General features: G+C 63.8%; 20 protein-coding genes and 1 pseudogene. 8 read left to right on the forward strand and 13 right to left on the reverse strand.

Annotation, left to right across the window (positions count from 1 at the left end):
- Positions 1-64: 64 nt before the first annotated feature.
- The 5 genes from L6D77_RS02625 to L6D77_RS02645 form a co-directional block, all read right to left on the reverse strand.
- Positions 65-682 carry a BamJ family beta-barrel-assembly machinery protein gene (locus L6D77_RS02625; RefSeq protein ID WP_153787194.1) on the reverse strand — a complete coding sequence of 206 codons (618 nt, stop codon included), beginning with the start codon at positions 680-682 and terminating at the stop codon, positions 65-67.
- A gap of 85 nt (positions 683-767) precedes the next feature.
- Positions 768-1073: a DUF6482 family protein gene (locus L6D77_RS02630; protein ID WP_125465577.1), complete on the reverse strand. Its 306-nt coding sequence runs from the start codon at positions 1071-1073 to the stop codon at positions 768-770.
- A 152-nt stretch (positions 1074-1225) separates the two neighbouring features.
- Entirely contained in the window at positions 1226-1714 is a 489-nt protein-coding gene (locus L6D77_RS02635; RefSeq protein ID WP_110996199.1) for a TIGR00645 family protein, read from the reverse strand.
- A 285-nt stretch (positions 1715-1999) separates the two neighbouring features.
- Positions 2000-2338: a PA4575 family protein gene (locus L6D77_RS02640; RefSeq protein WP_110996200.1), complete on the reverse strand. Its 339-nt coding sequence runs from the start codon at positions 2336-2338 to the stop codon at positions 2000-2002.
- Between the two features lie 162 nt (positions 2339-2500).
- Complete coding sequence (locus L6D77_RS02645) at positions 2501-4939, reverse strand: Lon protease family protein (protein ID WP_232881942.1); 2439 nt, start codon at positions 4937-4939, stop codon at positions 2501-2503.
- A gap of 255 nt (positions 4940-5194) precedes the next feature.
- On the opposite strand from L6D77_RS02645, the gene L6D77_RS02650 reads away from it, so the two are divergent.
- From L6D77_RS02650 to L6D77_RS02665, 4 genes are all read left to right on the forward strand, one after another.
- The gene (locus L6D77_RS02650) at positions 5195-5683 is read left to right on the forward strand and encodes a DUF3015 domain-containing protein (protein WP_232881940.1); all 489 of its coding nucleotides are present in this window, start codon (positions 5195-5197) and stop codon (positions 5681-5683) included.
- A gap of 79 nt (positions 5684-5762) precedes the next feature.
- Entirely contained in the window at positions 5763-7616 is a 1854-nt protein-coding gene (locus L6D77_RS02655; protein WP_232881938.1) for an Lnb N-terminal periplasmic domain-containing protein, read from the forward strand.
- Positions 7617-7753: 137 nt separating this feature from the next.
- The gene (locus L6D77_RS02660) at positions 7754-8110 is read left to right on the forward strand and encodes a hypothetical protein (protein WP_232881936.1); all 357 of its coding nucleotides are present in this window, start codon (positions 7754-7756) and stop codon (positions 8108-8110) included.
- 68 nt (positions 8111-8178) lie between these two features.
- Positions 8179-8676 (forward strand): GreA/GreB family elongation factor, encoded by a 498-nt coding sequence (locus L6D77_RS02665; RefSeq protein WP_232881934.1) that lies wholly within the window; start codon positions 8179-8181, stop codon positions 8674-8676.
- A gap of 138 nt (positions 8677-8814) precedes the next feature.
- On the opposite strand, the gene gdhA is transcribed toward L6D77_RS02665, so the two are convergent.
- The 3 genes from gdhA to L6D77_RS02680 form a co-directional block, all read right to left on the reverse strand.
- Positions 8815-10155: an NADP-specific glutamate dehydrogenase gene (gdhA, locus tag L6D77_RS02670; protein WP_232881933.1), complete on the reverse strand. Its 1341-nt coding sequence runs from the start codon at positions 10153-10155 to the stop codon at positions 8815-8817.
- Between the two features lie 310 nt (positions 10156-10465).
- Positions 10466-12133 carry an energy-dependent translational throttle protein EttA gene (ettA, locus tag L6D77_RS02675; protein WP_232881932.1) on the reverse strand — a complete coding sequence of 556 codons (1668 nt, stop codon included), beginning with the start codon at positions 12131-12133 and terminating at the stop codon, positions 10466-10468.
- A 228-nt stretch (positions 12134-12361) separates the two neighbouring features.
- On the reverse strand, positions 12362-12772 hold the full coding sequence (locus tag L6D77_RS02680) for a hypothetical protein (RefSeq protein WP_232881930.1): 411 nt from the start codon (positions 12770-12772) through the stop codon (positions 12362-12364).
- A gap of 236 nt (positions 12773-13008) precedes the next feature.
- On the opposite strand from L6D77_RS02680, the gene L6D77_RS02685 reads away from it, so the two are divergent.
- Together L6D77_RS02685 and glyA are read left to right on the forward strand one after the other, a co-directional pair.
- Entirely contained in the window at positions 13009-16839 is a 3831-nt protein-coding gene (locus L6D77_RS02685) for a sensor domain-containing protein (RefSeq protein ID WP_232881928.1), read from the forward strand.
- Between the two features lie 310 nt (positions 16840-17149).
- Positions 17150-18403 carry a serine hydroxymethyltransferase gene (gene glyA, locus L6D77_RS02690; protein ID WP_110996555.1) on the forward strand — a complete coding sequence of 418 codons (1254 nt, stop codon included), beginning with the start codon at positions 17150-17152 and terminating at the stop codon, positions 18401-18403.
- A gap of 217 nt (positions 18404-18620) precedes the next feature.
- Here the strand turns inward: glyA and L6D77_RS02695 are convergent.
- The 4 genes and pseudogenes from L6D77_RS02695 to L6D77_RS02710 all read right to left on the reverse strand — a co-directional run.
- Positions 18621-18723 (reverse strand): annotated as a pseudogene (locus L6D77_RS02695) (Fis family transcriptional regulator); the annotation flags it as partial.
- 63 nt (positions 18724-18786) lie between these two features.
- Positions 18787-19779, reverse strand: coding sequence for a GTPase (yjiA, locus tag L6D77_RS02700; RefSeq protein ID WP_232881926.1), 993 nt, complete (start codon positions 19777-19779; stop codon positions 18787-18789).
- Positions 19780-19857: 78 nt separating this feature from the next.
- A complete protein-coding gene (locus L6D77_RS02705; protein WP_110994698.1) occupies positions 19858-20055 on the reverse strand; it encodes a YbdD/YjiX family protein in 198 nt (65 codons plus the stop codon).
- Between the two features lie 13 nt (positions 20056-20068).
- Positions 20069-22135, reverse strand: a complete 2067-nt coding sequence (locus L6D77_RS02710) for a carbon starvation CstA family protein (protein ID WP_232881924.1) — start codon at positions 22133-22135, stop codon at positions 20069-20071.
- A gap of 163 nt (positions 22136-22298) precedes the next feature.
- On the opposite strand from L6D77_RS02710, the gene L6D77_RS02715 reads away from it, so the two are divergent.
- Positions 22299-22661 carry a PilZ domain-containing protein gene (locus L6D77_RS02715; protein ID WP_232881921.1) on the forward strand — a complete coding sequence of 121 codons (363 nt, stop codon included), beginning with the start codon at positions 22299-22301 and terminating at the stop codon, positions 22659-22661.
- A gap of 265 nt (positions 22662-22926) precedes the next feature.
- Positions 22927-24444 carry a nucleobase:cation symporter-2 family protein gene (locus L6D77_RS02720; protein ID WP_232881908.1) on the forward strand — a complete coding sequence of 506 codons (1518 nt, stop codon included), beginning with the start codon at positions 22927-22929 and terminating at the stop codon, positions 24442-24444.
- 69 nt (positions 24445-24513) lie between these two features.
- Here L6D77_RS02720 and L6D77_RS02725 read toward each other — a convergent pair whose 3' ends face one another.
- Complete coding sequence (locus tag L6D77_RS02725) at positions 24514-25851, reverse strand: TolC family outer membrane protein (RefSeq protein WP_232881906.1); 1338 nt, start codon at positions 25849-25851, stop codon at positions 24514-24516.
- Positions 25852-25853 lie beyond the last annotated feature (2 nt).

Consider the following 25853-nt stretch of genomic DNA (forward strand, 5'->3'; position numbering starts at 1 on the left):
CAGGGCCGGCCTCATCGCCGGCAAGCCGGCTCCCACAGGGGCCGGTTTGCTGGCGATAGGGGCATTACAGAACGTCGAGCAGCTCGACGTCGAACACCAGTACGCTGTGCGGCGGGATGCTGCCAACGCCTTGGGCGCCGTAGGCCAGCTCGCTCGGCACGTACAGGCGCCATTTGCTGCCGGCATTCATCAGCTGCAGGGCTTCGGTCCAGCCAGCGATCACGCCACCGACCGGGAACTCGGCCGGCTGGCCGCGCTCGTAGGAGCTGTCGAACACGGTGCCGTCGACCAGGGTGCCGTGGTAGTGGGTGCGGACATTGTCTTCGCGAGTCGGCTTGGCGCCTTCACCTGCGGTCAGTACTTCGTACTGCAGGCCCGAAGCCAGGGTGACGATACCTTCACGCTTGGCGTTGTCGGCCAGGAATTCCTTGCCCACTGCAGCAGCGGCTTCGGCCTTGGCGGCAGCTTCGGCTTGCATCACTTCACGGATCACCTTGAACGCAGCCGACAGGTCGGCTTCGCTGACGCGGCTCTCGGCGCCATTGAAGGCATCGGTCAGGCCGGCAACGATGGCGTCCAGATTAACGCCTGGTGGCGGGTTGTCACGCAGCTGGCCACCCAGCTGGCGGCCGATGCCGTAGCTGACGCGGGTTTCGTCGGTGGACAGATTGAGTTCGGACATGGGCTTGCTCCGCTTGAGGGCGCACTGCATCTGCGCCCTGATGAAAAGGGCGAGCAGCCTAGCACACTGGTGCCGCGCCGAGCAGCTACCAGGCCGAACGCTGGGAAATCGGGACTTTGAGGTCTTCTTCGGGGTGGGTACCCATGCCGCACATCTCGTCTTGCACGGACCAGTGCATCAGGTTCATCGAGACCATCGGGATGGCCTTGAGCAAACCCCGCGCATCCTCCACCGAATGCACGCGCAAGCGCTCCCCACTGGGGCTGGACAGGGGGTGGGCACGGCCCTTGACCCGCGCTTCGAGCAGGTAGTCACCGCCCTCGATGGCGATCAGGTTGAGTTCGTCGACATGGCCAGCCCTGGCCTCGGCGTTGAGCTGCTGCAGGTTCATGGGTGCACCTCGCTGCGGGAACCACGCGTGAGTGCTCATTTTTTGTACAGCCCGCTTTAAAGCACAAGCCTCCGTCGGTCAGAAAGATCGCGGGGCAAGTCGCATCAAGGCGCCGATGCCACTTGCCCCGCGATGGCTGTTGTCCGAGCTGATCAATGCTTGGTGAGGCGATCCAGGTAACCCATGACGAATGCCGAGACGACAAAGGTCATGTGGATGATCACGTACCACATCAGGTATTCGGTGGAGATGTTCTGCGCATCCATGAACACCCGCAGCAAGTGGATCGAAGAAATGGCGACGATGGACGCGGCCACTTTCATCTTCAACGACGAAGAGTCCATCTTGCCCAGCCAGTTGAGCTTCTCCTTGCTCTCGTCGATGTCCAGTTGCGAGACGAAGTTCTCGTAGCCGGAGATCATCACCATCACCAACAGGCCGCCAACCAGCGACATGTCGATCAGCGACAGGATCACCAGGATCAGGTCGGCCTCGGCGAGGGAAAAGACGTTGGGCAGGACATGGATGATTTCCTGGAAGAACTTCAGGGCCAGTGCCAGCAGGCCCAGCGAGAGGCCGAAGTAGATCGGTGCGAGCAGCCAGCGCGAGGCATACATCGCGTTTTCGAGGATACGTTCCATGGACAGTGGGGACTCATAAGGTGACTGGAAAAGCGTGCGCGAGTATAGCCAGCCACCCGTGACAGCAAAAGCCTGCGGCGGCTTGCCGCAGTTAACGACTCACTCGGCGGGAGCAACTGTCTTGTTGTAGGAGCGGCCTTGTGCCACGAAAGGGCTGCGCAGCAGCCCCGGCGCTTTTGCATTCACGCTGAGATCCCGGGGCCGCGCTACGACCCTTTCGCGGCACAAGGCCGCTCCTACAGTGGACGTAGGCTTGCCAGCGATAGCGCCATCACAGGAGTGAGGTCAGGTCTCAGGATGGAACTGATAATCCCCAAGATTGCGGCACCGCTCGCCGTTGATCTTGCGCAGCTGCGCCTGCAGGTGCAGGCACCAGATCTGCGGGTCTTCAGCAACCTGGTAACCATGAAGGGTGAGGCTGTCGACGATGGCATTCATCACCGACTCGGCCACCATCGGGCCATGGAACGGCCCCTGGGCCTTGATCGCCGAGGGTTGTTCGCCGGCCATGCCGGCGGCGAACAGCAAGGTCCACATGCCGTTGTCACCGGCCAGTGGGCGAATGCTGCATTCGATGCGGGTCACCAGGCCCAGGCACTGGCGGGTAAGGCTGAGGTTGCGCATGGCGGCGTCCCCTCTGTGGAGCCCTGTTCAGCCCGACACTCGCAGGCTGTTTCCATCCTGAACCCTGAAGACGTCCTTAAGTTCCACTGTAGCCGACCTACGGAAAAGTTAGAAAACCGGCGCTGAACGGTAGCACTTCGCCGCCAGCGCCGGATTATTGACTTATGCCGGCTTGGCCTGGGCGATCACTTCCTCGAGCCGCTCCTTCTCGGCTTCCTTGATCTCTTCCTCGCTGATCATTTCGGAAATCACCCGCAGGCGCTCGACCACCCGGGCGTTGACGCTGCCTTCGGCGAATTCGCCCTTGTCATCCAGCGCACCGGCCTCCTCGCCTACCAGCAGGCTCAGGGCCTCGTCGGCCTGGCTGACGGCATAGACATGGAAACGTCCGGCCTCGACAGCCTGCAACACGCGCTCGTCGAGCATCAAGGTGGCAACGTTGGCCTTGGGGATGATCACGCCCTGCTCGCCGGTCAGGCCACGAGCCTCGCACAGGCGGAAGAAGCCTTCGATCTTCTCGTTGACCCCACCCACCGCCTGCACTTCGCCAAACTGGTTGATCGAACCGGTGATGGCGAAGCACTGCTTGAGCGGTGTGCGCGACAGCGCCGAAATCAGTGTGCAGGCCTCGCCCAGCGAGGCGCTGTCGCCGTCGACATAACCGTACGACTGCTCCAGAGCGATGCTCGCCGAGATTGCCAGGGGGAATTCCTGGGCGTAGCGGCTACCCAGGTAACCGGTGAGGATCATCACCCCCTTGGAGTGGATCGGCTGGCCCAGGTTGACCTCGCGCTCGATGTCGACGATGCCGCTGCCGCCCGGGTAGACGGTGGCCGAGATCCGCGCCGGCATGCCGAACGCCGAATCACCGACCTCCAGCACGGTCAGGCCGTTGCACTTGCCGATCGCCGCGCCTTCAGTGTCGATCAGGATGATCCCGGCGAGCATGTCGTCGAGCACCCGCTGCGACACCCGCCCGGTACGCGTGGCCTTGGCCTTGAGCGCCCGTTCGATGTGGCCGGCGTCGGTCATGGTTTCATTGGCCAGCTGGCGGACGAAGTCGGCTTCACTGACCAGTTGGAACAGGTCGCCGATACGCGCCGACAGCCGCGACTGGTTTTCTGCCAGGCGCGCGCTGTAGGTGGCCAGCCGCGCCACGGCGTCGCTGGTCAGTGGCGCCATGCCTTCTTCGTTGGTCCGGGTGCGCAACAGCTGGGCGAACTGCTCCAGGCTCTCGTCGACCATGGGCAGGTCTTCGTCGAAGTCGACCAGCACCCGGAACATCTCCTGGAAGTCCGAGTCGTGGTCCTGCAGCGCGTAATACAGCTGGCGCGAACCGATGATCACCAGCTTGACCCCAAGCGGGATCACCTGCGGCGTCAGGCTGACCGTAGCCACGCGCCCCAGCTCGCCCAGTGGCGATTCCATCTTCAGCTTGCGCGACTGCAGGGCGCGCTTGAGTGCATCCCAGACAAAGGGCTCACCGAGCATCTTGTCGGCTTCGAGGATCAGGAAACCGCCATTGGCGCGGTGCAGCGCCCCCGCGCGCAGCTGGCGGTAGGAGGTGTACAGCGCGCCCTGGTCGGTGCTGTATTCGATGCGGCCGAACAGGTTGTCGTAGGTCGGGTGCGGCTCGAACACCACCGGTGCGCCGCCATTGCCGCAATGGCCAACCACCAGGTTGGGGGCGTACTGCTCTTCGAGCATCTTGCGCGCCACGGCGTCGGTCTTGCTGTCATCGACCAGTTGTTCGACCACAGTACGCAGCAGGTTCAACTGCATGGACTGCAGGTAGGCGCAGACCGCCGCGTTTTCGGCGTACTTCTCCGACAGCGGTGCCAGCAGCGGCTGCAGTGCCAGGGTGATGGTTTCTTCGTTGAGCTGGCGCAACTGGTTGTTCGACTCGCGCTTCCACTGCGGCAGGCTGGCCAGTTCTTCGTTCAGGCGCTCTTCGAGCAGGGCGATGTCTTCATGGAACTGCTCGCGCAACGCCTCCGGCAGCTGGGCGAACTCGGCTTCGTCCAGTGCCTTGCCGTCGGCCATGGGGGTGAAGGCGACGTTGCTGCTGTCACGGTACAGGGCCACGTCCTTTTCCAGCGAGGCGCGCTCGATCACGTCCAGGGCACGGTCATAGCGCTGGTTGAAGGCGCGGTCGATGGCGCTCTTCTTCTGCTGGTAGGAAGGGTGCTCGAACACTGCCGGGAACGTGGCCACCAGGTTGTCGATCAGGCCATTCATGTCACTGATGAACGCATGGGCGCTGCCGGCCGGCAGCTCCAGCGCACGCGGCTCGCGGGAGTCCTCGAAATTGTTGACGTACAGCCAGTCGGCCGGCGTGGCCTGGCGCTTGCCTTCAGCTTTGAGGTAGCGCTTCACGAACGAGAAACGGCCGGTGCCGGGCTCGCCCATCACATACACGTTGTAACCGGGGCGCGGCATCGCCACGCCGAACTGCAGGGCCTCGACGGCACGCTCCTGGCCCAGCACACCACGAAACGGCTCCAGATCGTCGGTATTGGAGAAGGCAAACTGTTCAGCGGAGAAACGCCGGGTCAGGGCTTCGGGCGCGAGACGCAGGCGCGAGGCGACAGGATCGGGCATTGGGTTTCCTTACTTCGGCGGGGCGGATGGAAAGCATTCTGGCGCCGCCAGCGCGCCGCTTGCAAGGCTCTGCGGGACTTTATGTCGCAGCCCAACAATGACAATCACGCAAGACATTTTTCGCAATAAACAACGCAACCTTTGGATCGTGCCTAAACTCCAAGCTGCACGGGGGGGTGGCAAGACTTCCCGTACTGGCAAGCGCGTTGCCAGAACCCTGACCATTGGTAATCACTTGAGAACGAGAACAACGCTATGAAACGGATTCTTCTGGGTACCCTGTTCGCCGCTGTCTCTATCAACGCCATGGCCGAAGCGCCGGGAGGCCCGAACTGCGGCTGGGGCAACATGCTGTTCGAGGGCCAGCGCGGCACCCCGGCCCACTTCCTGGCCTCCACCACCAACGGCACATCCGGCAACGCCACCTTCGGCATGACCTCGGGCACCAACGGCTGCTCGACCAAAGCCTCCCTCACCTATGGCGGCAAGTCGTGGTTCGCCATGAATGGCATGATGAACGAACTGTCCGAAGACATGGCCAAGGGCAATGGCGAGGCATTGACCACCTACGCCGTGGTCCTCGGCGTGGCGCCTGAAGACCGCGCGCATTTCGCCGCCGTCACCCACGAGCATTTCCAGCAGATCTTCAGCAGCGCCGACGTCACCGCCGAGACCGTCCACAGCAACACCCTGGCGGTGCTCAAGAGCGACCCGCAACTGGCCAAGTACGCCACCGAGGCATGAGTCCCGCGCCTCCCGCCCCCTTCAGTGGGGCGGGTTTGGCGATTCACCTTCCGGCATCATCAGGATGTAGTTGCCCGACATGCTCAAACGCCTCGCTACCCTGGCGCTGATCGTCAGCGCACCGCTGCACGCCGCACCACAGCTCGACCCGGCCCGCTTGCAACAGCTGGCCGCCACGCCCTACTGGATCGCCCTGGGCCATTACGAAACCGCCAAGCTCGGCGGCTGGCGCAGCTATGTGGACGATAGGCGCTTCTTTCTCGCCGAGGACGGCGCACACCACCCGGACCAGGAGCTCAAGGCCACTGTCGAGGCGCTATACGCCCAGGCGAGCCTGGGCGACAAGCACCCGCAGTGCGTGTTTCCGGCGCGCACTCGCTGGCTGAAGGAACAGCTCGGCCTGACCGACCTGCCGAGGCCGGATTGCCAGGAGTTCGCCACCTGGTACAAGTCGATCGACCCGCACAGCGCGACGCTGATCTTCCCGGCGGCCTACCTCAACAGCCCGTCGTCGATGTTCGGCCACACCTTGCTGCGCATCGACCAGTCCAACACCCGCCGCGACGACACCACGCTGCTCAGCTACGCGATCAACTTCGGCGCCTACATCGAAGGCAGCGACAACAGCATCCTGTACGCCTGGAAAGGCCTGATGGGTGGTTACCCCGGGCTGTTCGCGATCATGCCCTACCAGGAAAAGCTCTCCGAGTACCGCAGCCTGGAGAACCGCGACCTGTGGGAGTACCAGCTGGACCTGACGCCGGAAGAGACCGGGCGCATGGTCGAGCATGTGTGGGAACTCAAGCAGATCAAGTTCGACTATTTCTTCTTCGACGAAAACTGCTCCTACCGCCTGCTTGAACTGCTGCAGGTGGCGCGCCCGAGCCTGGACCTCACCTCGCAGTTCCCTCTGACCGCCATTCCCACCGACACGGTCAAGGCAGTCAAACAGTCCGGGCTGGTGACCGACGTGCGCTATCGCCCGTCGCGCGAGCGCGAACTGCTGGCCCGCGCCGAGCCGCTGGACGCACCGGAAAAGCAGCAGGTACTGGCCCTCAGCGCCAACACCGAACAGTTGCGCAGCCCCGAATTCACCGCCCTGCCCCATGACCGCCAGGCCTTGGTACAAGACGCCGCCTACCGCCTGGAACGCTACCGGGCCAACGGCCAGGAGCGCGACCCGGCCCAGGCCACGCGCAGCTTCGAGCTGCTCAGGGCGATCAATCGTAACCCACCGCCGCCGCTGCAGATCGAGCGCCCCGGCCTGCCGGAGGATGGCCACCAGTCACGCACCTGGCAGTTGGGCGTCGGCACCCGTGATGACCGCGCCTACGCCGAATATGGCCTGCGCATGGCCTACCACGACCTTAACGACAACCTGTACAGCTTCCCCCTCGGCGCGCAGATCGAGATCCTCCAGCTCAAGCTGCGCCAGTACGAAGGCAACGACTGGCAGGTGCAGCGCCTGGACCTGGCCACCATTCGTTCGCTGACGCCGCGCAATGAGCTGCTCAAGCCCTGGTCGTGGCAGGTGGCGGGCGGGCTGGAACGGGTGCCGGGCAAGCATGATGACGAAGTGCTGGTCAGCCACGTCAACGGTGGTGCCGGCGGTACCTGGCAACTGAGTGATGAACTGCTGGGCTTTGCCCTGGGCACGCTGCGCGTGGAGCATCACAACGACTTCGCCGAATTCGTCTCACCGGCGGCCGGCTTCAATGGCGGCCTGTTGTGGCGCAACGGCCTGGGCAACCTGACGCTGGAGGCCAAGGGCGACTACTTCGCCAATGGCGAGGTGCGGCGCAGCGTGAGCCTGAACCAGCAGTGGGAGATCAGCCGGGACCTGGGGTTAAGACTGAGCGCCTCGCGCCAGTTCAGCCATCTGGCCACGGCGCAGAACGAAGTGATGCTGGAGTTGAAGTGGTATCAGTATTGATACCTCGCGGGGCAAGCCCGCTCCCACGCCAGGGCGTGGAAGCGGGCTTGCCCCACCGACTCTTTGACACTGTTTTGACATTGGCCCGACAAACCACCCCCTAGACTCTCCACCATCACTCCAAAGGTCTTGTGGATATGTCGCGGTACTGGCTGGGCCTGTCTGTCCTGTTGCTGTTGGCAGGCTGCGAAACCACTCACGAACAGATGGTCAATCAGGGTTATCCCCCCGCCTACGCCGACGGTTTCCAGGACGGCTGCAGCAGCGGCCGCCAGGCCGCCGGGCTGATGGCCGGCGATTTTCGCAAGGACGTCCCGCGCTACCTGCACAACCGCCAGTACGAAAGCGGCTGGGACGACGGCTTCCGCCAATGCCAGGCCATGCAGAACAGCGAAGAACAGCGCCAGTACCATGACCGCTATTGGGACGAGCGCGACCGCGACTGGCAGCGCGAGAAGGACCAGGGCGCCGCCCGCGCCTATCGCCACAACTGACGTCGCAAACGGACAACCGCTGCAACCCACGACCTGCCACCATGGTCTCCAGCACAAGGAGGCCCCGCATGAGCCGAGCATTCGTCAACGAGGACCAGGCCGCCGCACAGGCTGACCAGCCGGTGGAACGGCGGGTCAGCGACCAGCCCAACTATGTCACTGCCACGGGCCTTGCCCAGTTGCAGCAGCGGGTGGCCGTGCTCAATGCGCGGCGTGGCGAGTTGCAGGCCCAGGGTGAACACGCCGACAAACAACAGTTAGCGGATACCGAACGCGACCTGCGTTACTTCACTGCCCGGGTGCAGAGCGCCCAGGTGGTGCCCGCTGCCACGTCTTCTGAGAAGGTGCAGATTGGCAGCCGGGTGCGGTTTGTCGATGAAGACGGTCGGGAGCATCAGGTGCAACTGGTGGGTGAAGATCAGGCCGATGCAACGCAGGGGTTGATCAACTGGGGATCGCCGCTGGGGCGGGCGCTGCTGGGGGCCGGGCCTGGGGATGAAGTGCTGTGGCGACGACCGGCGGGGGATCAGATGATCGAAGTGGTCGAGATCAAAGGTGAAAGCTGAAATTGCCGGGGCCGTTTCACGGCCCTTTCCGGCCGGTCCGGCGCCCCGGCAAGGCCGCTCCTACAAGGGAATCGCGTTCCTCTGTAGGAGCGGCCTTGTGCCGCGAGCGGGCCGCAAAGCGGCCCCGGCGGTCTCACATCAGACCACGCCCTGCGCCAGCATGGCATCGGCGACTTTGACGAAGCCGGCGATGTTGGCGCCCTTGACGTAGTTGATGCTGCCATCCTCTTCCTGGCCATAGTGCACGCACGCATGGTGGATCGACTGCATGATGTTGTGCAGCTTGCTGTCCACCTCGCCCGCGGTCCACAGCAGGCGCATGGCGTTCTGTGACATCTCAAGGCCCGACACAGCCACGCCGCCGGCGTTGGACGCCTTGCCCGGCGCATAGAGAATGCCGGCCTCGATGAAGATATCCACAGCGTCGAGGGTGGTTGGCATATTGGCGCCTTCGGCCACGCAGATGCAGCCGTTGCGCAGCAGGGTGCGGGCGTCTTCGGCGTTCAGTTCGTTCTGGGTGGCGCACGGCAGGGCGATGTCGCACGGCAAGGCCCATGGCGTCTGGCCCTTGCGGAACTCCAGGCCGTACTGCGTGGCCAGCTCGCTGAGGCGGCCACGCTTGACGTTCTTCAGCTCCATCAGCGCATCCCACTGAGCGTCGCTCAAACCGGCTTCGCAGAACAGCGTGCCTTCGGAGTCGGACAGCGAGATCACCTTGCCACCCAGGTCCATGACCTTGCGCGCGGCGTACTGGGCAACGTTGCCCGAACCCGAGATCGCCACGCGGCGGCCATCGATACGCTTGTCCTGGCGCTTGAGCATCTCTTCGGCGAAATACACGCAGCCAAATCCGGTGGCCTCCGGGCGGATCAGGCTGCCGCCGTAGGTCATGCCCTTGCCGGTCAGCACCGAGGTGAACTGGTTGGCCAGGCGCTTGTACTGGCCGAACATGAAGCCGATCTCGCGTGCGCCCACGCCGATGTCACCAGCCGGCACGTCTAGGTCGGCACCGATGTGGCGGTACAGCTCGCTCATGAACGCCTGGCAGAAGCGCATCACTTCAGCATCGCTCTTGCCCTTCGGGTCGAAGTCCGAACCACCCTTGCCACCGCCCATGGGCAGCGAGGTCAGCGAGTTCTTGAACACCTGCTCGAAGGCCAGGAACTTGAGCACGCCCAGGTTCACCGACGGGTGGAAGCGCAGGCCCCCCTTGTACGGGCCGATAGCGCTGCTCATCTGGATGCGGTAGCCGCGGTTGACCTGGACCTTGCCCTGGTCATCCACCCACGACACGCGAAACAGCACGGCACGCTCGGGCTCGACCATGCGCTCGAGGATGCCCGCCTTGAGGTAGTGAGGGTTGGCTTCGAGGAAGGGCCACAGGCTGCGCAGCACCTCTTCCACTGCCTGGTGGAACTCGGGCTGGGCAGGGTCGCGCTGTTGCAGACGGGCCAGGAAGGCGTCGACAGATTCGATCATGGTAGACATCTCACCAAGAGGGATTGTTTATTGGTTTTTTCGGGAATGTACCAAGAACCAATCGCACTGGAACAGGGCGAGATGTCGTTTTTATGAAATTATTTGGTGCGTTTTCTATAACTGTATACAAACTTGAGTGCTGTTTTGACCTCTTCGCGGGCAAGCCCGCTCCCACAGGGGCGGCGCCACGCTGAACAGCTGCGCTGTACCTGTGGGAGCGGGCTTGCCCGCGAAAAGGCCACTGCCACTTTCCAGCCAGGCACAAAAATGGGGCCCCTGAGGGCCCCATTCTTGTGCAACCAAAACCGGCTTACTGAGCCAGTTTCTTGTGACGCACACGGTGCGGCTGGGCAGCGGCATCGCCCAGGCGCTTCTTGCGATCGGCTTCGTACTCGGTGTAGTTGCCTTCGAAGAACACCACGCTCGAATCGTCTTCGTACGCCAGGATGTGGGTGGCCACACGGTCCAGGAACCAACGATCGTGAGAGATCACGATGGCCGCGCCCGGGAAGTCCAGCAGGGCTTCTTCCAGCGAACGCAGGGTCTCGACATCGAGGTCGTTGGACGGTTCGTCGAGCAGCAGGACGTTGCCGCCCTCTTTCAAGGTCAGGGCCAGGTGCAGGCGGCCACGCTCACCACCGGACAGGTCCTTGACGAACTTCTGCTGGTCGCCACCTTTGAAGTTGAAACGGCCGACGTAGGTGCGCGACGGGATCTCGTAGTTGCCGATCTTGATCATGTCGGAGCCATCGGACACCTGCTGGAACACGGTCTTGCCACCGTCCAGGTCCTCACGGCTCTGGTCGACGCAGGCCAGTTGCACGGTTTCGCCGATCTCGATGCTGCCCGAGTCCGGCTGCTCCTTGCCCATCAGCATGCGGAACAGGGTCGACTTACCGGCACCGTTACCACCGATCACGCCGACGATGGCGCCTTTAGGCATGGCGAACGACAGGTTGTCGATCAGCACGCGGTCGCCGTAGCCTTTGGTGACGTTCTTGAACTCGATGACCTTGTCGCCCAGGCGCGGGCCGGCCGGGATGTAGATTTCGTTGGTCTCGGAACGCTTCTGGAACTCCTGCGACTGCATCTCTTCGAAGCGCTGCAGACGAGCCTTGGATTTGGACTGGCGGGCCTTGGCGCCTTTGCGCACCCACTCCAGTTCCTCTTTCATGGCCTTCTCGTGGGCGCTCTGCTGCTTGGATTCCTGGGCCAGACGGTCCGACTTGGCCTCCAGCCAGCCCGAGTAGTTGCCTTCGTACGGGATGCCGGCGCCGCGGTCCAGTTCGAGGATCCAGCCGGCGACGTTGTCGAGGAAGTAACGGTCGTGGGTGATCGCCACCACGGTGCCGGGGAAGTCGTGCAGGAAGCGCTCAAGCCAAGCCACCGAGTCGGCGTCCAGGTGGTTGGTCGGTTCGTCCAGCAGCAGCATGTCGGGGGCCGACAGCAGCAGGCGGCACAGGGCCACGCGGCGCTTTTCGCCACCGGACAGGTGCTCGATCTTCGCATCCCAGGCCGGCAGGCGCAGGGCGTCGGCGGCGACGTCCAGCTGGCGCTCCAGGTTGTGGCCGTCGGCGGCCTGCAGGATGGCTTCGAGCTTGGCCTGTTCGGCGGCCAGCTTGTCGAAGTCGGCGTCCGGGTCGGCGTAGGCGGCGTAAACCTCATCCAGGCGGGCCTGGGCGTCCTTGATCACGCTGACCGCTTCCTCGACCACCTCACGCACGGTCTTGGTGGGGTCCAGCTGCGGCTCCTGGGGCAGGTAGCCGACGTTGATGTCGGGCATCGGACGGGCTTCGCCGTCGAATTCCTTGTCGACGCCCGCCATGATGCGCAGCAGCGTCGATTTACCCGCGCCGTTCAGGCCAAGCACGCCAATCTTGGCGCCCGGGAAGAACGACAGGGAAATATTCTTGAGAATTTCCCGCTTCGGCGGCACGACCTTGCTCAGCCGATGCATGGTGTAGACGTATTGAGCCAAAACCAAGCCCTCTATCAGATAGGTAAAGACATCGACGTACGCCCGAGGCGGTTGCCCGGGGGATGTGTTTACGGGGTGTCATTGAACAAAGTGGGCCATTCTACGCCAAGTCGTGGCGTTGCACAGATGGGGTAGATGGCAGGCAGGGGCCGCTTTGCGGCTATCGCGGAGCAAGCCCGCTCCCACGGTCATGCTTGTAGGAGCGGGATTACCCTACGATGAGGGGCCTCAGACGTGCGACTGCCTGGCCTTGCCACGCGGCAGGCGGCAACGGTCCGACTGCTCGGCCAGGCGTGCGGCCCAGGCCGACTTGACGCTGAAGCCGCCGCTGCGGGCAGGCTTTTCAACAGCCTTGGCGGCCGGTTTGCTCGCAACCTTGGCGGGTGCGGCAGGTTTGACTACAGCTTGCGCGGCCACCTCGGCGACAGGCTCGGCAGCGGCCTTGGCGGCCTTGGCCGACTTGCGCAGCTCAGCCAGCGACGGCGTCTTGTTCAGGTTGGCAGCCGCCGCGTCCGGCTTGGCCAGCGAGCGCTGGCAGGTCTTGCAGGATACGTCCTCGGCCGCGGCAGTGCTGACCAGGGTCTGACTGCTGCGCCCGCAAGCGGAATCCAGACCATTGGTGGAATAGTGGGTAACCAAAACCTTACTTCTCCGATGCGTTGACTATGAAGCGGCCTGCATTCTCGCACAGGATGCAGGGGCTTGCCGAACCGGCATGACCGGCTGCGCTCACACCCACTGGCACTTTGCCATGTTTGAAGGCATGCTAGGCGGCTTCACATAAGCGGCTTATAGTGCGCCCGACGGCTTGCCTGGCCACGGCATGCGCCGTGCATGCGCCCTCCCTGCCGTCAGCCCAATCGCAGGACCAACGCTTGACCAATCTCACGCATCCGTCACCCCTGCGCCCCGCTGCTGCCAAGGCCGGCACACATCTGCGTGGCTCACTGAAAGGGGCGCTGGCCCTGCTGGCGCTGGTGTTGCTGGGCCTGCTGCTGTGGCAACTGTTCACCCAGTTTCGCCACACCCAGGCCGACCTTCGCCAGCAAAGCCTGACGACCAGCGCGGAACTGGCCGACCATCTGAGCCTGAACATGGCGCTCAAGGCACAGCAAGCGCTGAACCTGGTCCAGCCCTACGTCAAAACCCCGGCGCCTGCCGCCCTGCCGACCCTGCTCGAAACATTGCAGGCTCGCCTGCCTGCCCTGCAGCAAGTGGCCTGGCTGGACAGCAATGGCCAGACCTTGGCCGACACCCAGGCCGCCAGTCACGACCGCCCTTTGATTGACGAGCTGCTGCAACTGAACCAGGGGCGCGCCTTCTTCTATACCAACGCCCCGGACAACAAGATTATCTACCTGCTGCTGCGCCAGCCCGCCGAGCAGGACCGCGGCTACTGGCTGCTGCGCATGAGCCCCGACTACTACAAAGAGCTGGCCCAGCACCTGGATGGTCACGGCCAGCCGTTGTGGTTGCTGGAGAACAGCCGCAACGGCGAGGTGATCGAGCGCCACGGCCCGACCGCCACCAGCGACGAGCCGCTGCAGAGCGTGATGCTGGCCTACATCGACAACAGCAGCTGGCAGCTGCGCGGCCTGTTCGACGCAGGCCTGGCCCGTGGCAAGTTGCTCCCGGCGCTGATCGGCAAATGCGTGCTGGTGCTGTTCTGCGCCTTGCTACCGGTGCTGGCACTGATCAACATGCGCCGCCGCCAGCGTGCCCTGCAGGAAGACCGCCGGCGCTACCAGGAAATCTTCGAGGGCAGCGGTGTCGCCCTGTGCGTGCTCGATCTCTCCAGCCTGCCCGGCCAGCTCGACCGTTACCACCTGCGCAACCGCGCCGCGCTCAAGCACAGCCTGGCCCTGGACCCGAACCTGCGCCGCTCGCTGCTGGCCGAGCTGAAGATCACTGAAATCAACCAGGTCGCCCGTCAGTTGCTCAACGTCGAGTGCAATGAAGGCGCCTGGCAGCGCCTGATCGACGGCAGCGGCAATGGCCTCGACAGCGTTGGCATGCAACTGATCGACGCGCTGATCGAGGAACGCAGCCAGCTCGAACTGGAAGTGCGCCTGCCAGCCCCCCTGGGCGGCGAGCTGCACCTGTGGCTGATGGTGCGCCTGCCGCAGCAACGCCGCGACTACCAGGCGGTAATCCTGAGCATCAGCGACATCACCAGCCGCAAGCAGGTGGAGCTGTCGCTGCTCGAACGCGAGAGCTTCTGGTCGGACGTGGTCCGCACCGTGCCCGACCAGCTTTACGTGCAGGACGTGTACAGCCAGCGGATGATCTTCAGCAATCGCCACCTCGGCCAGACCCTGGGCTACGACCGCGCCGAGCTTGCGCAGATGGGCGAACGTTTCTGGGAGCTGTTGCTGCACCCCGAGGATGCCGAGCATTACCAAGCACTGCGCCGGCAACAACTGGACAGCAACCGTGAACAGTCGTTGCACTGCCAACTGCGTTTCCGCCACCGCGACGGCGGCTGGCGCTGCTACGAAATTCGCGAGCAAGTACTGACCCGCGACAGCGACGGCCTGATCACCCGCATCATCGGTATCGGCAAGGACGTCACCGTGCAGATCGAGGCCAGCGAGTCGCTGCGCGACAGCGAGCAGCGCTACCGCATGCTCGCCGAAAGCATCAGCGACGTGATCTTCTCCACCGACAGCCTGCTGCAGCTCAACTACGTCAGCCCTTCGGTGCAGGCGGTACTCGGCTACGAGGCCGACTGGATCTTCGCCAACGGCTGGCAATCGGTCGTCGCCAACCCGGCCCAGCTCACTGGCGTCTATGGCCTGATGGAGCGGGTCAGCAAGGCCCTCGGCGACCAGCAGCAGCTGGCCCATCTGCGCACCACCCTGCCCACGCAACTGTTCCTGTTCGACTGCCTGCGCGCCGACGGCCGCAAGATCCCCATCGAGCTGCGCCTGGTGCTGGTGTGGGACGAGCATGAGCGCTTCGAGGGCGTGCTTGGCGTCGGCCGCGACATCAGCCAGCAGCGCCGTGCCGAGAAGGACCTGCGCATGGCGGCGACGGTGTTCGAGCACTCTACCTCGGCGATCCTGATTACCGACCCGGCCGGCTACATCGTCCAGGCCAACGAGGCGTTCAGCCGGGTCAGCGGCTATGCGGTCGCCGAAGTGCTCGACCAGTTGCCGGGCATGCTCACCGTCGAACACCAGCAAGATGCCCACCTGGGCTACGTGCTCAAGCAGCTCAACCAGCGCGGCAGCTGGGAGGGCGAAGTGTTCCTCAAGCGCCGCAACGGCGAACATTATCCGGCCTGGGTCGGCATCACCGCGGTACTCGACGACGAAGGCGACCTGGCCAGTTACGTGTGCTTCTTCACCGACATCAGCGAGCGCAAGGCCAGCGAACAGCGCATCCACCGCCTGGCCTACTACGACGCCCTCACCCACCTGCCCAACCGCACGCTGTTCCAGGACCGCCTGTACACCGCCCTGCAGCAGGCGGAGCGGCAAAAGGCCTGGGTGGTGCTGATGTTCCTCGACCTCGACCGTTTCAAGCCGATCAACGACTCCCTCGGCCACGCCGCGGGCGATCGCATGCTCAAGGACATGGCCGAGCGCCTGCTGGCCTGCGTCGACGACGACGACACCGTGGCGCGCATGGGGGGCGATGAATTCACCCTGCTGCTGCAGCCCAGGGCTACCCGCGAACTGGCGCTCAACCGCGCCATCCATGTTGCCGAGAACATCCTCGGCAGCCTGGTGACCCCGTTCGTGCTGGAGAACCGCGAGTTCTTCGTCACCGCCAGCATCGGCATCGCCCTCAGCCCACAGGACGGCAGCGAGCTGAGCCAGTTGATGAAGAACGCCGACACCGCCATGTACCACGCCAAGGAGCGCGGCAAGAACAACTTCCAGTTCTACCAGGCGGACATGAACGCCAGCGCCCTGGAGCGCCTGGAGCTGGAGAGCGACCTGCGCCACGCCCTGGAGCAGAACGAGTTCATCCTCTATTACCAGCCGCAGTTCAGCGGCGACGGCAAGCGCCTGACCGGCGCCGAGGCGCTGCTGCGCTGGCGCCACCCGACCCGTGGCCTGGTACCGCCGGGCGACTTCATCCCGGTGATCGAGGAACTGGGGCTGGTGGTGGACGTCGGCGACTGGGTGCTGCGCGAGGCCAGCCGCCAGCTCAAGGCCTGGCATGTGGCCAAGGTGCGGGTGCCGAAAGTGTCGGTGAACATCTCTGCCCGGCAGTTCTCCGATGGCCAGCTTGGCACGCGCATCGCCACCATCCTGGAAGAGACCGGCCTGCCGCCGGCATGCCTGGAGCTGGAACTGACCGAAAGCATCCTGATGCGCGAGGTCCACGAGGCCATGCAGATCCTCGACAGCCTCAAGAACCTTGGCCTGAGCATCGCGGTAGACGACTTCGGCACCGGTTACTCGTCGCTCAACTACCTCAAGCAGTTCCCCATCGACGTGTTGAAGATCGACCGCACCTTCGTCGATGGCTTGCCCGAAGGCGAACAGGACGCGCAGATCGCCCGGGCGATCATCGCCATGGCCCACAGCCTCAACCTGGCGGTGATCGCCGAAGGTGTGGAGACCCATGAGCAACTGGAATTCCTGCGCGAGCATGGGTGCGACGAGGTGCAGGGCTACCTGTTCGGCCGGCCGATGCCGGCCAACCAGTTCGAGGCGCAGTTCAGCAACGAGACGTTGTTCATGTTCCAGTAAGTCGATGTCGGCAGTCCTGTGGAAGCGGGTTTATCGAAGCGTCGAACCGCCGCGAACACCGGCGAAGCCGGTGCCATGCACCGCGCTGGCTGCTTCGCGGGTAACCCCCTCCCACAGGGTCGGCGGCGCGGCGCAGGTCCGCCTTGAAAAACGGACCTTTGAGTCAACTCCTCCACCCCGCCCAGCCCAGTCACCACGCGGCCTGCAACATGAGCCCCATTGGTCCGCGACTTGATGCCACTTCATATGCCAGGCGCGAATCAATCGGTTAGAATGCCCCCCCAATCCAGCCCGATCCTTGAGGACCGCCATGTTCAGCCGTGATTTGACCATTGCCAAGTACGACGCCGAGCTCTTCGAAGCCATGCAGCAAGAAGCCCTGCGCCAGGAAGAGCATATCGAGCTGATCGCTTCGGAAAACTACACTAGCCCCGCCGTCATGGAAGCCCAGGGTTCGGTACTGACCAACAAGTACGCCGAAGGCTACCCAGGCAAGCGCTACTACGGTGGTTGCGAGTACGTCGACGTGGTCGAGCAACTGGCCATCGACCGCGCCAAAGAACTGTTCGGCGCCGACTACGCCAACGTCCAGCCGCACGCCGGCTCCCAGGCCAACGCCGCCGTCTACCTGGCGCTGCTGTCGGCCGGTGACACCATCCTGGGCATGAGCCTGGCCCACGGTGGCCACCTGACCCACGGTGCTTCGGTAAGCTCGTCGGGCAAGCTGTACAACGCCATCCAGTACGGCATCGACGGCAACGGCCTGATCGACTACGACGAAGTCGAGCGCCTGGCGGTCGAGCACAAGCCGAAGATGATCGTTGCCGGCTTCTCGGCCTACTCGCAGGTACTGGACTTCGCCCGCTTCCGCGAAATCGCCGACAAGGTCGGTGCCTACCTGTTCGTCGACATGGCCCACGTTGCCGGCCTGGTTGCCGCTGGCGTATACCCGAACCCGGTGCCGTTCGCCGACGTGGTCACCACCACTACCCACAAGACCTTGCGCGGTCCACGTGGCGGCCTGATCCTGGCCCGTGCCAACGCCGACATCGAGAAGAAGCTGAACTCCGCCGTCTTCCCAGGCGCCCAGGGCGGCCCGCTGGAGCACGTCATCGCCGCCAAGGCGATCTGCTTCAAGGAAGCCCTGCAGCCTGAGTTCAAGGCTTACCAGCAGCAAGTGGTGAAGAACGCCCAGGCCATGGCCTCGGTGTTCATCGAGCGCGGTTTCGACGTGGTTTCCGGCGGCACCCAGAACCACCTGTTCCTGCTGTCGCTGATCAAGCAGGAAATCTCCGGTAAGGACGCCGACGCAGCCCTGGGCAAGGCCTTCATCACCGTCAACAAGAACTCGGTACCGAACGACCCACGTTCGCCGTTCGTCACCTCGGGCCTGCGCTTCGGCACCCCGGCCGTGACCACTCGTGGCTTCAAAGAAGCCGAGTGCAAAGAGCTGGCCGGCTGGATCTGCGACATCCTGGCTGACCTGAACAACGAAGCGGTGATCGACGCCGTGCGTGAGAAGGTCAAGGCCATCTGCAAGAAGCTGCCGGTGTACGGCAACTGATCGGCGGTTGCCTGATGTGAAAAAGCCCGGCTTGATGCCGGGCTTTTTTGTGGGTGCTTGGCGAGCGTCATGCGGCGCTCGACCTCATGGGCAAAACAACTGTCACGGCACACAGCTAGTGGTCTCCACGCCAATCCCGGTCAATAACTGCGCGAGTCCAGGCGTTGTGAGGCTACGTCGAGTATTGATGCATGACAGCGCTTGATGGTTTGTATCAGCTGCCAGATGAGCACCCGTTTCAACGCTGGCCCCAACACCGCCTCAGCCAAACCCTCTTCCAAAAGGAAGTCATCGAAATTTGACCCGATGTGACGATTCATTTGACCCACTCTCACGAAGACATTGAGGCGGAGAAAATGCCGCCATAAGACGGCATTAACAAGTCAGACGCTTCTGACTGCCCCATCACTCAAAGCCTCGAAACCTGCCCGGATCTTCTCCTCTGGCAGCTCATCGCCGATAAACACCATCACGCTTTCTCGTCCCTCGCCTTCCTTCCACTCGGCATCCCAGTCAAAGCCGTACAGCTTGAGCACTCCCTGGAACACCAAACGGCGATCTTCACCCGCGATACTCAGCACGCCTTTGTAACGCAGAAGCTGTTTGCCGTGCTCTTCCAGCAACTCGTTCATGAAGTCACTGAGCCGGTCGATGTCCAGCGGTGTATCGGTGCGCAGCACCAGGGTGGCGATGCGGTCCGGGGTCGCGGGCTTGAGCACCGGGCGCAGGCTCGGTTTCAGGCTGATGCCCAGGTCCGGGTTGAGGTTGAAGCCCCGCACATCGAGCAGTTCGGCCAAGTCGATACGCCCATGCTCGACCACGCGGATCGCCGCCCGGCCGTTGATGCGGGCCAGGCGCTCGCCCAGGGCCTGCACCGCCGCAGGTTCGGCCAGGTCTGTCTTGCTCAGCAGCAGGCGGTCGGCAAAGCCGACCTGGGCCTGGGCAATGGCCTGGGTCAGGTGCAGTTCGGCATGCACGGCATCGACCAGGGTGATGATGCCGTCGAGCACGTAGCGCTCACGCAGCTCTTCATCGATAAAGAAGGTCTGCGCCACCGGCGCCGGGTCGGCAAGGCCGGTGCACTCGATCACCAGGCGGTCGAAGGCGATCTCGCCGGCATCCAGGCGCTCCAGCAGCAGGTACAGGGCGCGGGTCAGGTCGCCATGGATGCTGCAGCACACGCAGCCGTTGGCCAGGGTCATGACCTGTACCGGTTCGTCGCCCAGCAGTTGGCTGTCGATGCCGGCCTCGCTGAACTCGTTTTCGATCACGGCGATCTTCAGGCCGTGCTCGGCCTTGAGCATGTGTTTGAGCAGGGTGGTCTTGCCGGCGCCGAGGAAGCCGGTCAGCACGGTAACGGGAATCGGCGTTTGCACGCGGTTGTCTCCTGGAGCTGAAAACGAAAGTGGGAGCCCGGTTGCCCGGGCTCCCACTGATTCACACGTGTCGCGGGTTCAACAGCACTTGGGCCCGGACTTGCCACCATAACGCGCTTCCTGGCGTTCGCGGAAGAACGCCTCGTAGCTCATCACCGGCTTGTCCGGGTGCTTGGTCTGCATGTGCTCGACGTAGTTGTCGTAGTCGGGCATGCCGACCATCAGGCGGGCTGCCTGCCCCAGGTACTTACCCAGTCGACTCAAGTCGTTGAACATCGCGGCATTCCTCTCAAGCGTCAGGCAAAGCCTGGAACGGGGTTTCCTTGTCGCTGCGCTCCTTGCGGCCCCAGGCGGCATAGCCGACCTTGAGGGCGAAGAACAGGATGCTGAACACCACCAGCAGGAACAGGATCGTCAGGCCGGCGTTGGTGTAGGCGTTGAAGATCACGTGCTGCATCTGGCCGATGTCCTTGGCCGGGGCCAGCACCTGGCCTGCGTCCAGGGCGGTGCTGTACTTCTTGGCCAGAGCCAGGAAGCCAACGGCCGGGTTCGGGTCGAACAGCTTGATCAGGCCCGCGGCGGTGGTGCAGATCAGCAGCCAGACAGCCGGCACCAGGGTGACCCAGATGTAGCGCTGGCGCTTCATCTTGATCAGCACCACGGTACCGAGCATCAGGGCGATACCGGCCAGCATCTGGTTGGAGATACCGAACAGCGGCCACAAGGTGTTGATACCACCCAGCGGATCGATCACGCCCTGATACAGCAGGTAGCCCCACATCGCCACGCAACCGGCGGTGGCGAGCAGGTTGGCGCCCCACGACTCGGTGCGCTTGAGCGCCGGCACGAAGCTGCCCAGCAGGTCCTGCAGCATGAAGCGCCCGGCACGGGTACCGGCGTCCACGGCGGTCAGGATGAACAGCGCTTCGAACAGGATCGCGAAGTGGTACCAGAACGCCATGGTGTTCTCACCCGGCAGTACCTGGTGCAGGATCTGCGCGATACCCACCGCCAGCGTTGGCGCACCCCCGGCACGGGCCAGGATGGTGTGTTCGCCGATGTCACGGGCGGTGGCTTCAAGCTGCTCGGGGGTGATCATGAAGCCCCAGCTGCTGACCGTTTGCGCCACCGAGACGACGTCGGCACCGACCACTGCAGCCGGGCTGTTCATGGCGAAGTACACGCCCGGCTCGATCACCGAAGCGGCCACCATGGCCATGATGGCGACGAACGACTCCATCAGCATGCCGCCGTAGCCGATGTAACGGGCGTTGGTTTCGTTGTCCAGCAGCTTGGGCGTGGTCCCCGAGGAGATCAGCGCGTGGAAGCCGGACACCGCGCCGCAGGCGATGGTGATGAACAGGAACGGGAACAGGGTGCCCTTCCACACCGGGCCCGTGCCGTCGGTGAACTGGGTCAGCGCCGGCATTTTCAGCTCGGGAGCGATGATCAGGATACCGATGGCCAGGCCAACGATGGTGCCGATCTTGAGGAAGGTCGACAGGTAGTCGCGCGGCGCCAGCACCAGCCATACCGGCAGCACGGCGGCGACGAAACCGTAACCGACCAGCATCCAGGTGATCTGTACGCCGGTGAAGGTGAAGGCCGGGCCCCAGACCGGATCCGCGGCGATCTGGCCCCCCAGCCAGATCGACAGCAGCAACAGCACCACGCCGATGACCGAGATCTCGCCGATGCGGCCCGGGCGGATGTAGCGCATGTAGATGCCCATGAACATCGCGATCGGGATGGTCGCCATTACCGTGAACATGCCCCACGGGCTCTCGGCCAGGGCCTTGACCACGATCAGCGCCAGCACCGCGAGGATGATGATCATGATCAGGAAGCAGCCGAACAGGGCGATGGTGCCCGGGATGCGGCCCATCTCCTCGCGGACCATATCACCCAGCGAGCGGCCGTTGCGGCGGGTGGAGAGGAACAGGACCATGAAGTCCTGTACCGCGCCAGCCAGCACCACGCCGGCGATCAGCCACAGCGTGCCGGGCAGGTAGCCCATCTGCGCGGCGAGCACCGGGCCCACAAGCGGGCCGGCGCCGGCAATGGCGGCGAAGTGGTGGCCGAAGAGAATGTGCTTGTTGGTCGGGACGTAGTCCAGGCCATCGTTGTTGAGTACCGCGGGCGTGGCCCGGCGGGGATCCAGTTGCATCACCTTGGTGGCGATGAACAGGCTGTAGTAGCGGTAGGCAACCAGGTAGATGGCCACTGCCGCGACCACGATCCACAAGGCGTTGATTGCCTCGCCGCGCCGCAGGGCTACCACACCCAGCGCGCAGGCCCCTATGACTGCCAGCGCCAGCCACGGAATGTGGCGTAGCAGGCTATTATTGTTGTTCATGGTTTACTTCCAGCTGGTGGATTGGAAAGACCGCCCATCGAGTCTAGGGCGTGTCATCGCTCATTGCCATAGCTGACATGCTGGTCTAGAGCCTCTACGACCAATTGGTAATGCCGTACGCAACTCAATAACTATAGTCAGGCTGTACAGCGGAGAACCTTCCATGAGCGATCACGACGAACGCCGCCGTTTCCAACGCATCGACTTCGACGCCCCCACCGAACTTCGCCAGGGCGACCGGCGCTGGCCTGTCAAGTTGCTCGACCTTTCACTCAAGGGCCTGTTGATCGAGCGCCCCACCCCTTGGGATGCCGACCCCTCTCAGGATTTCGACGCGATCATCCACCTCGACGCGCACAACCACGTGCAGATGCAGGTCGAGTTACGCCATGAGGAATCGAAGCGCCTGGGCTTCATCTGCCTCTATATCGACGTCGATTCGATGACCCATCTGCACCGTTTGGTGGAATTGAACGTGGCCGACAGCACCGAAATGATGCGCGAGCTGCGTGAATTGATCGAATAATAAAATCTCTTAGCCTGCTAACAAATCGAACAGAGAGTGTTTCCTGTCTACCCAGACAGCTTTGTGCGGGCCCCATTCGACCTTGTACACACCCATCTACTTCAGCATTTAACGAGTTGGAACGCATTCTGCATCCAGAAAAGGCGCACCCTGGAGGCACGGCTGTGCGCGTCAGGATCAAAATATTGTATACAATTTTGATGGCAATCGAATCCACATGCTGTCTACAGTAGTGCCACAACAATAAATGCTGAGAGCCTGCTCCATGACTACGTCCCCTAGCACGTCTCCCACCCAACGCCCAGAGGATGAAAACCTCGGGCTTGGCGCCAACCTGGCCTACGGCCTGCAGCACGTTCTGACCATGTATGGCGGGATCGTCGCGGTACCGCTGATCCTCGGCCAGGCGGCTGGCCTGGCCCCCGCCGAAATCGGCCTGCTGATCGCGGCTTCGTTGTTCGCGGGGGGGCTGGCGACGCTGCTGCAAACCCTCGGCCTGCCGTTCTTCGGTTGCCAGCTGCCCTTGGTGCAGGGCGTTTCGTTTGCCGGTGTGGCGACCATGGGGGCTATTCTCGGCAGCCAGGGCGGCGGGGGTTTGCCAGCGGTGCTGGGTGCGGTCATGGCCGCCTCGCTGATCGGTTTCCTGATCACCCCGGTGTTCTCGCGCATCACCAAGTTCTTCCCGCCGCTGGTGACCGGTATCGTCATCACCACCATCGGCCTCACCCTGATGCCCGTCGCGGCGCGCTGGGTGATGGGCGGCAACAGCGCTTCGCCGGAGTTCGGCAGCGTGGCCAACATTGGCCTGGCGGCGCTGACCTTCGCCATCGTCCTGTTGCTGAGCAAGCTGGGCAGCGCGACCATCTCGCGGCTGTCGATCCTGCTGGCCATGGTGGCAGGCACCCTGATCGCCTGGGCACTGGGCATGACCGACTTCAGCAAGGTCACCGAAGGCCCGATCTTCGCCTTCCCCACCCCCTTCCACTTCGGCATGCCGACCTTCCACATCGCCGCGATCCTGTCGATGTGCATCGTGATCATGGTGACCCTGGTCGAGACCTCGGCCGACATCCTCGCGGTCGGTGAAATCATCGACACCAAGGTCGACTCCAAACGCCTGGGCAACGGCCTGCGCGCCGACATGGCATCGAGCATCCTGGCGCCGATCTTCGGTTCGTTCACCCAGAGCGCCTTCGCCCAGAACGTGGGCCTGGTGGCCGTGACCGGGGTCAAGAGCCGCTACGTGGTCGCCACCGGCGGTGTGATCCTGGTGGTGCTCGGCCTGCTGCCGATCATGGGCCGCATCATCGCCGCGGTCCCCACCCCGGTCCTCGGCGGCGCCGGCATCGTGCTGTTCGGTACCGTGGCCGCCAGTGGTATCCGCACCCTGTCGAAGGTCAACTACAAGAACAACGTCAACCTGATCATCGTCGCCGCCTCGCTGGGCTTCGGCATGATCCCGATCGCCGCGCCGAACTTCTACCACAACTTCCCGAGCTGGTTCGAAACCATCTTCCACTCCGGCATCAGCTCGGCGGCGATCATGGCCATCCTGCTCAACCTGATGTTCAACCACTTCACCACCGGCAACTCGGAAAACCAGTCGGTGTTCGCCGCAGCCTACGAGCGCACCATCCAGTACTCGGACATCTCGTGCCTGCGCGATGGCGACTACTTCAAGGATGGCAAGCTGTTCGATGCCGAGGGCAACGAAGTGCCGGTCATGGAGCTGGACGAGCATGGCAACGAAGCGCCCAGGCGCAAGGCCGTTGCCGAGCACTGATCGCTGAATGAGGCGATCACGCAGGGGAGCCGACGCGCATCGTCGGCTCCCCTTTTTTGTGGCTGTCGATCAGCCGTGGGCGGCGAAGTAGCCGTTCAGCGCATTCAGGTCCCCGGCATCCAGCACCCCCGCCAGGTAGCGCAGTTTCAGCCACGCCCGCAGGTAGTCGTAGCGCGCCTGCGCCAGGTCACGGCGAGCGCTGTAGAGCTGCTGCTCGGCATCCAGCACATCCAGGTTGACCCGCTCGCCGCCCGCCACGCTCTTGCGCGTGGCTTCCACCAGCGCGCCCGCCGCGTTCACCGCCAGGTCATAGGCACGGATCTTCGCCGTGCTGCTGGCACACAGATTGAACTGCCGGCGCAACTGATTGACGGTGTCGCGCAACTGGGCGTCGAGTTCGAAACCCGCGGCATTGCGCTGGGCCTGCGCCTGGCGCACAGAGGCCGACACCCCGCCGCCAGCAAACAGCGGCATGCTCAGTTGCAGGCCGATGCTGTCGGTGTCGTAGCGCTGGTTGTAGCTGCTTTCGGAGCTGGAGCTGGAAACGCCGCTGCTGGCATAGGCACTCAATGACGGCAGGTGCCCGGCGCGCTGGCGCTCGACGTTATGTTCGGCCACCTCCAGGCCATGGCGCTGGCTGGCCAGCTCGGCGTTGTGGGCCACGGCCAGGTCGCGCCAGGGCTCGAAGCGTGCCGGTATCAGTGGCTGGACCGTGAAACGCGCCGCCAGCGGCGCCAGGTCCTCGACCGTCACAGGCTCGCCGATGATCGCCTGCAGCGCCTGCAGCGCGGCATCGAGGTTATCACCGGCCTCGATCTCCTGGGCCTGGGCCAGCTCGTAGCGGGCGCGGGTTTCCAGCAGGTCGGTGCGGGTCCCCTCGCCGCCCTTGAGCAAGCGTTCATTGAGTGTCAGCTGCTCGGCATAGGTGCGCCGCTGGGCCTGGGCCAGGCCGATCTGTTCGTTGGCGAACAACGCCTCGCTGTAGGCCTGGAACAGGCGCACCACCAGCTCCTGGCCGCGCCCGCGCAAGCGCTCGTCGGCCAGCGCCGCCTGGGCCACGCCCTGGCGGTAGGCACTCCAGGCGGCGTAGTCGAACAGCGGTTGCTCCAGGGTCAACGTCGAGCTGTAGCTGCGGTAGTCGCGCTGGGTGGTGACGTTGCCGAACGGGCTGCGCTGGGTCACCTCGGAGTCGTTGCGGGCGCGGTTGTAGCGGTAGGACAGCTTGGGCAGCAGGCCGGCACGGCCGATCGCCAGGTTCTCCACGCCGGCGGCGCGCTCGGCGATCGCCCCCTGCCAGGCCGGGTCGTTACGCAGGGCCAGGGCATAGGCATCGCCCAGGTCAAGCGCCTGCGCCGGCAGGCTGGCAGCGATCAGCATGGGCAGGGCAAGGCGGGCAAACAACGGCATCC

The sequence above is a fragment of the Pseudomonas parasichuanensis genome, from assembly GCF_021601385.1.
In the GTDB taxonomy this organism is placed as follows: Bacteria; Pseudomonadota; Gammaproteobacteria; order Pseudomonadales; family Pseudomonadaceae; genus Aquipseudomonas; species Aquipseudomonas parasichuanensis.

Coding starts and splice junctions, on each gene's coding strand:
- L6D77_RS02625 (WP_153787194.1), bottom strand. CDS start 682: ATGTCCGAACTCAATCTGTCCACCGACGAAACCCGCGTCAGCTACGGC.
- L6D77_RS02630 (WP_125465577.1), bottom strand. CDS start 1,073: ATGAACCTGCAGCAGCTCAACGCCGAGGCCAGGGCTGGCCATGTCGAC.
- L6D77_RS02635 (WP_110996199.1), bottom strand. CDS start 1,714: ATGGAACGTATCCTCGAAAACGCGATGTATGCCTCGCGCTGGCTGCTC.
- L6D77_RS02640 (WP_110996200.1), bottom strand. CDS start 2,338: ATGCGCAACCTCAGCCTTACCCGCCAGTGCCTGGGCCTGGTGACCCGC.
- L6D77_RS02645 (WP_232881942.1), bottom strand. CDS start 4,939: ATGCCCGATCCTGTCGCCTCGCGCCTGCGTCTCGCGCCCGAAGCCCTG.
- L6D77_RS02650 (WP_232881940.1), top strand. CDS start 5,195: ATGAAACGGATTCTTCTGGGTACCCTGTTCGCCGCTGTCTCTATCAAC.
- L6D77_RS02655 (WP_232881938.1), top strand. CDS start 5,763: ATGCTCAAACGCCTCGCTACCCTGGCGCTGATCGTCAGCGCACCGCTG.
- L6D77_RS02660 (WP_232881936.1), top strand. CDS start 7,754: ATGTCGCGGTACTGGCTGGGCCTGTCTGTCCTGTTGCTGTTGGCAGGC.
- L6D77_RS02665 (WP_232881934.1), top strand. CDS start 8,179: ATGAGCCGAGCATTCGTCAACGAGGACCAGGCCGCCGCACAGGCTGAC.
- gdhA (WP_232881933.1), bottom strand. CDS start 10,155: ATGATCGAATCTGTCGACGCCTTCCTGGCCCGTCTGCAACAGCGCGAC.
- glyA (WP_110996555.1), top strand. CDS start 17,150: ATGTTCAGCCGTGATTTGACCATTGCCAAGTACGACGCCGAGCTCTTC.
- L6D77_RS02705 (WP_110994698.1), bottom strand. CDS start 20,055: ATGTTCAACGACTTGAGTCGACTGGGTAAGTACCTGGGGCAGGCAGCC.
- L6D77_RS02710 (WP_232881924.1), bottom strand. CDS start 22,135: ATGAACAACAATAATAGCCTGCTACGCCACATTCCGTGGCTGGCGCTG.
- L6D77_RS02715 (WP_232881921.1), top strand. CDS start 22,299: ATGAGCGATCACGACGAACGCCGCCGTTTCCAACGCATCGACTTCGAC.
- L6D77_RS02720 (WP_232881908.1), top strand. CDS start 22,927: ATGACTACGTCCCCTAGCACGTCTCCCACCCAACGCCCAGAGGATGAA.
- L6D77_RS02725 (WP_232881906.1), bottom strand. CDS start 25,851: ATGCCGTTGTTTGCCCGCCTTGCCCTGCCCATGCTGATCGCTGCCAGC.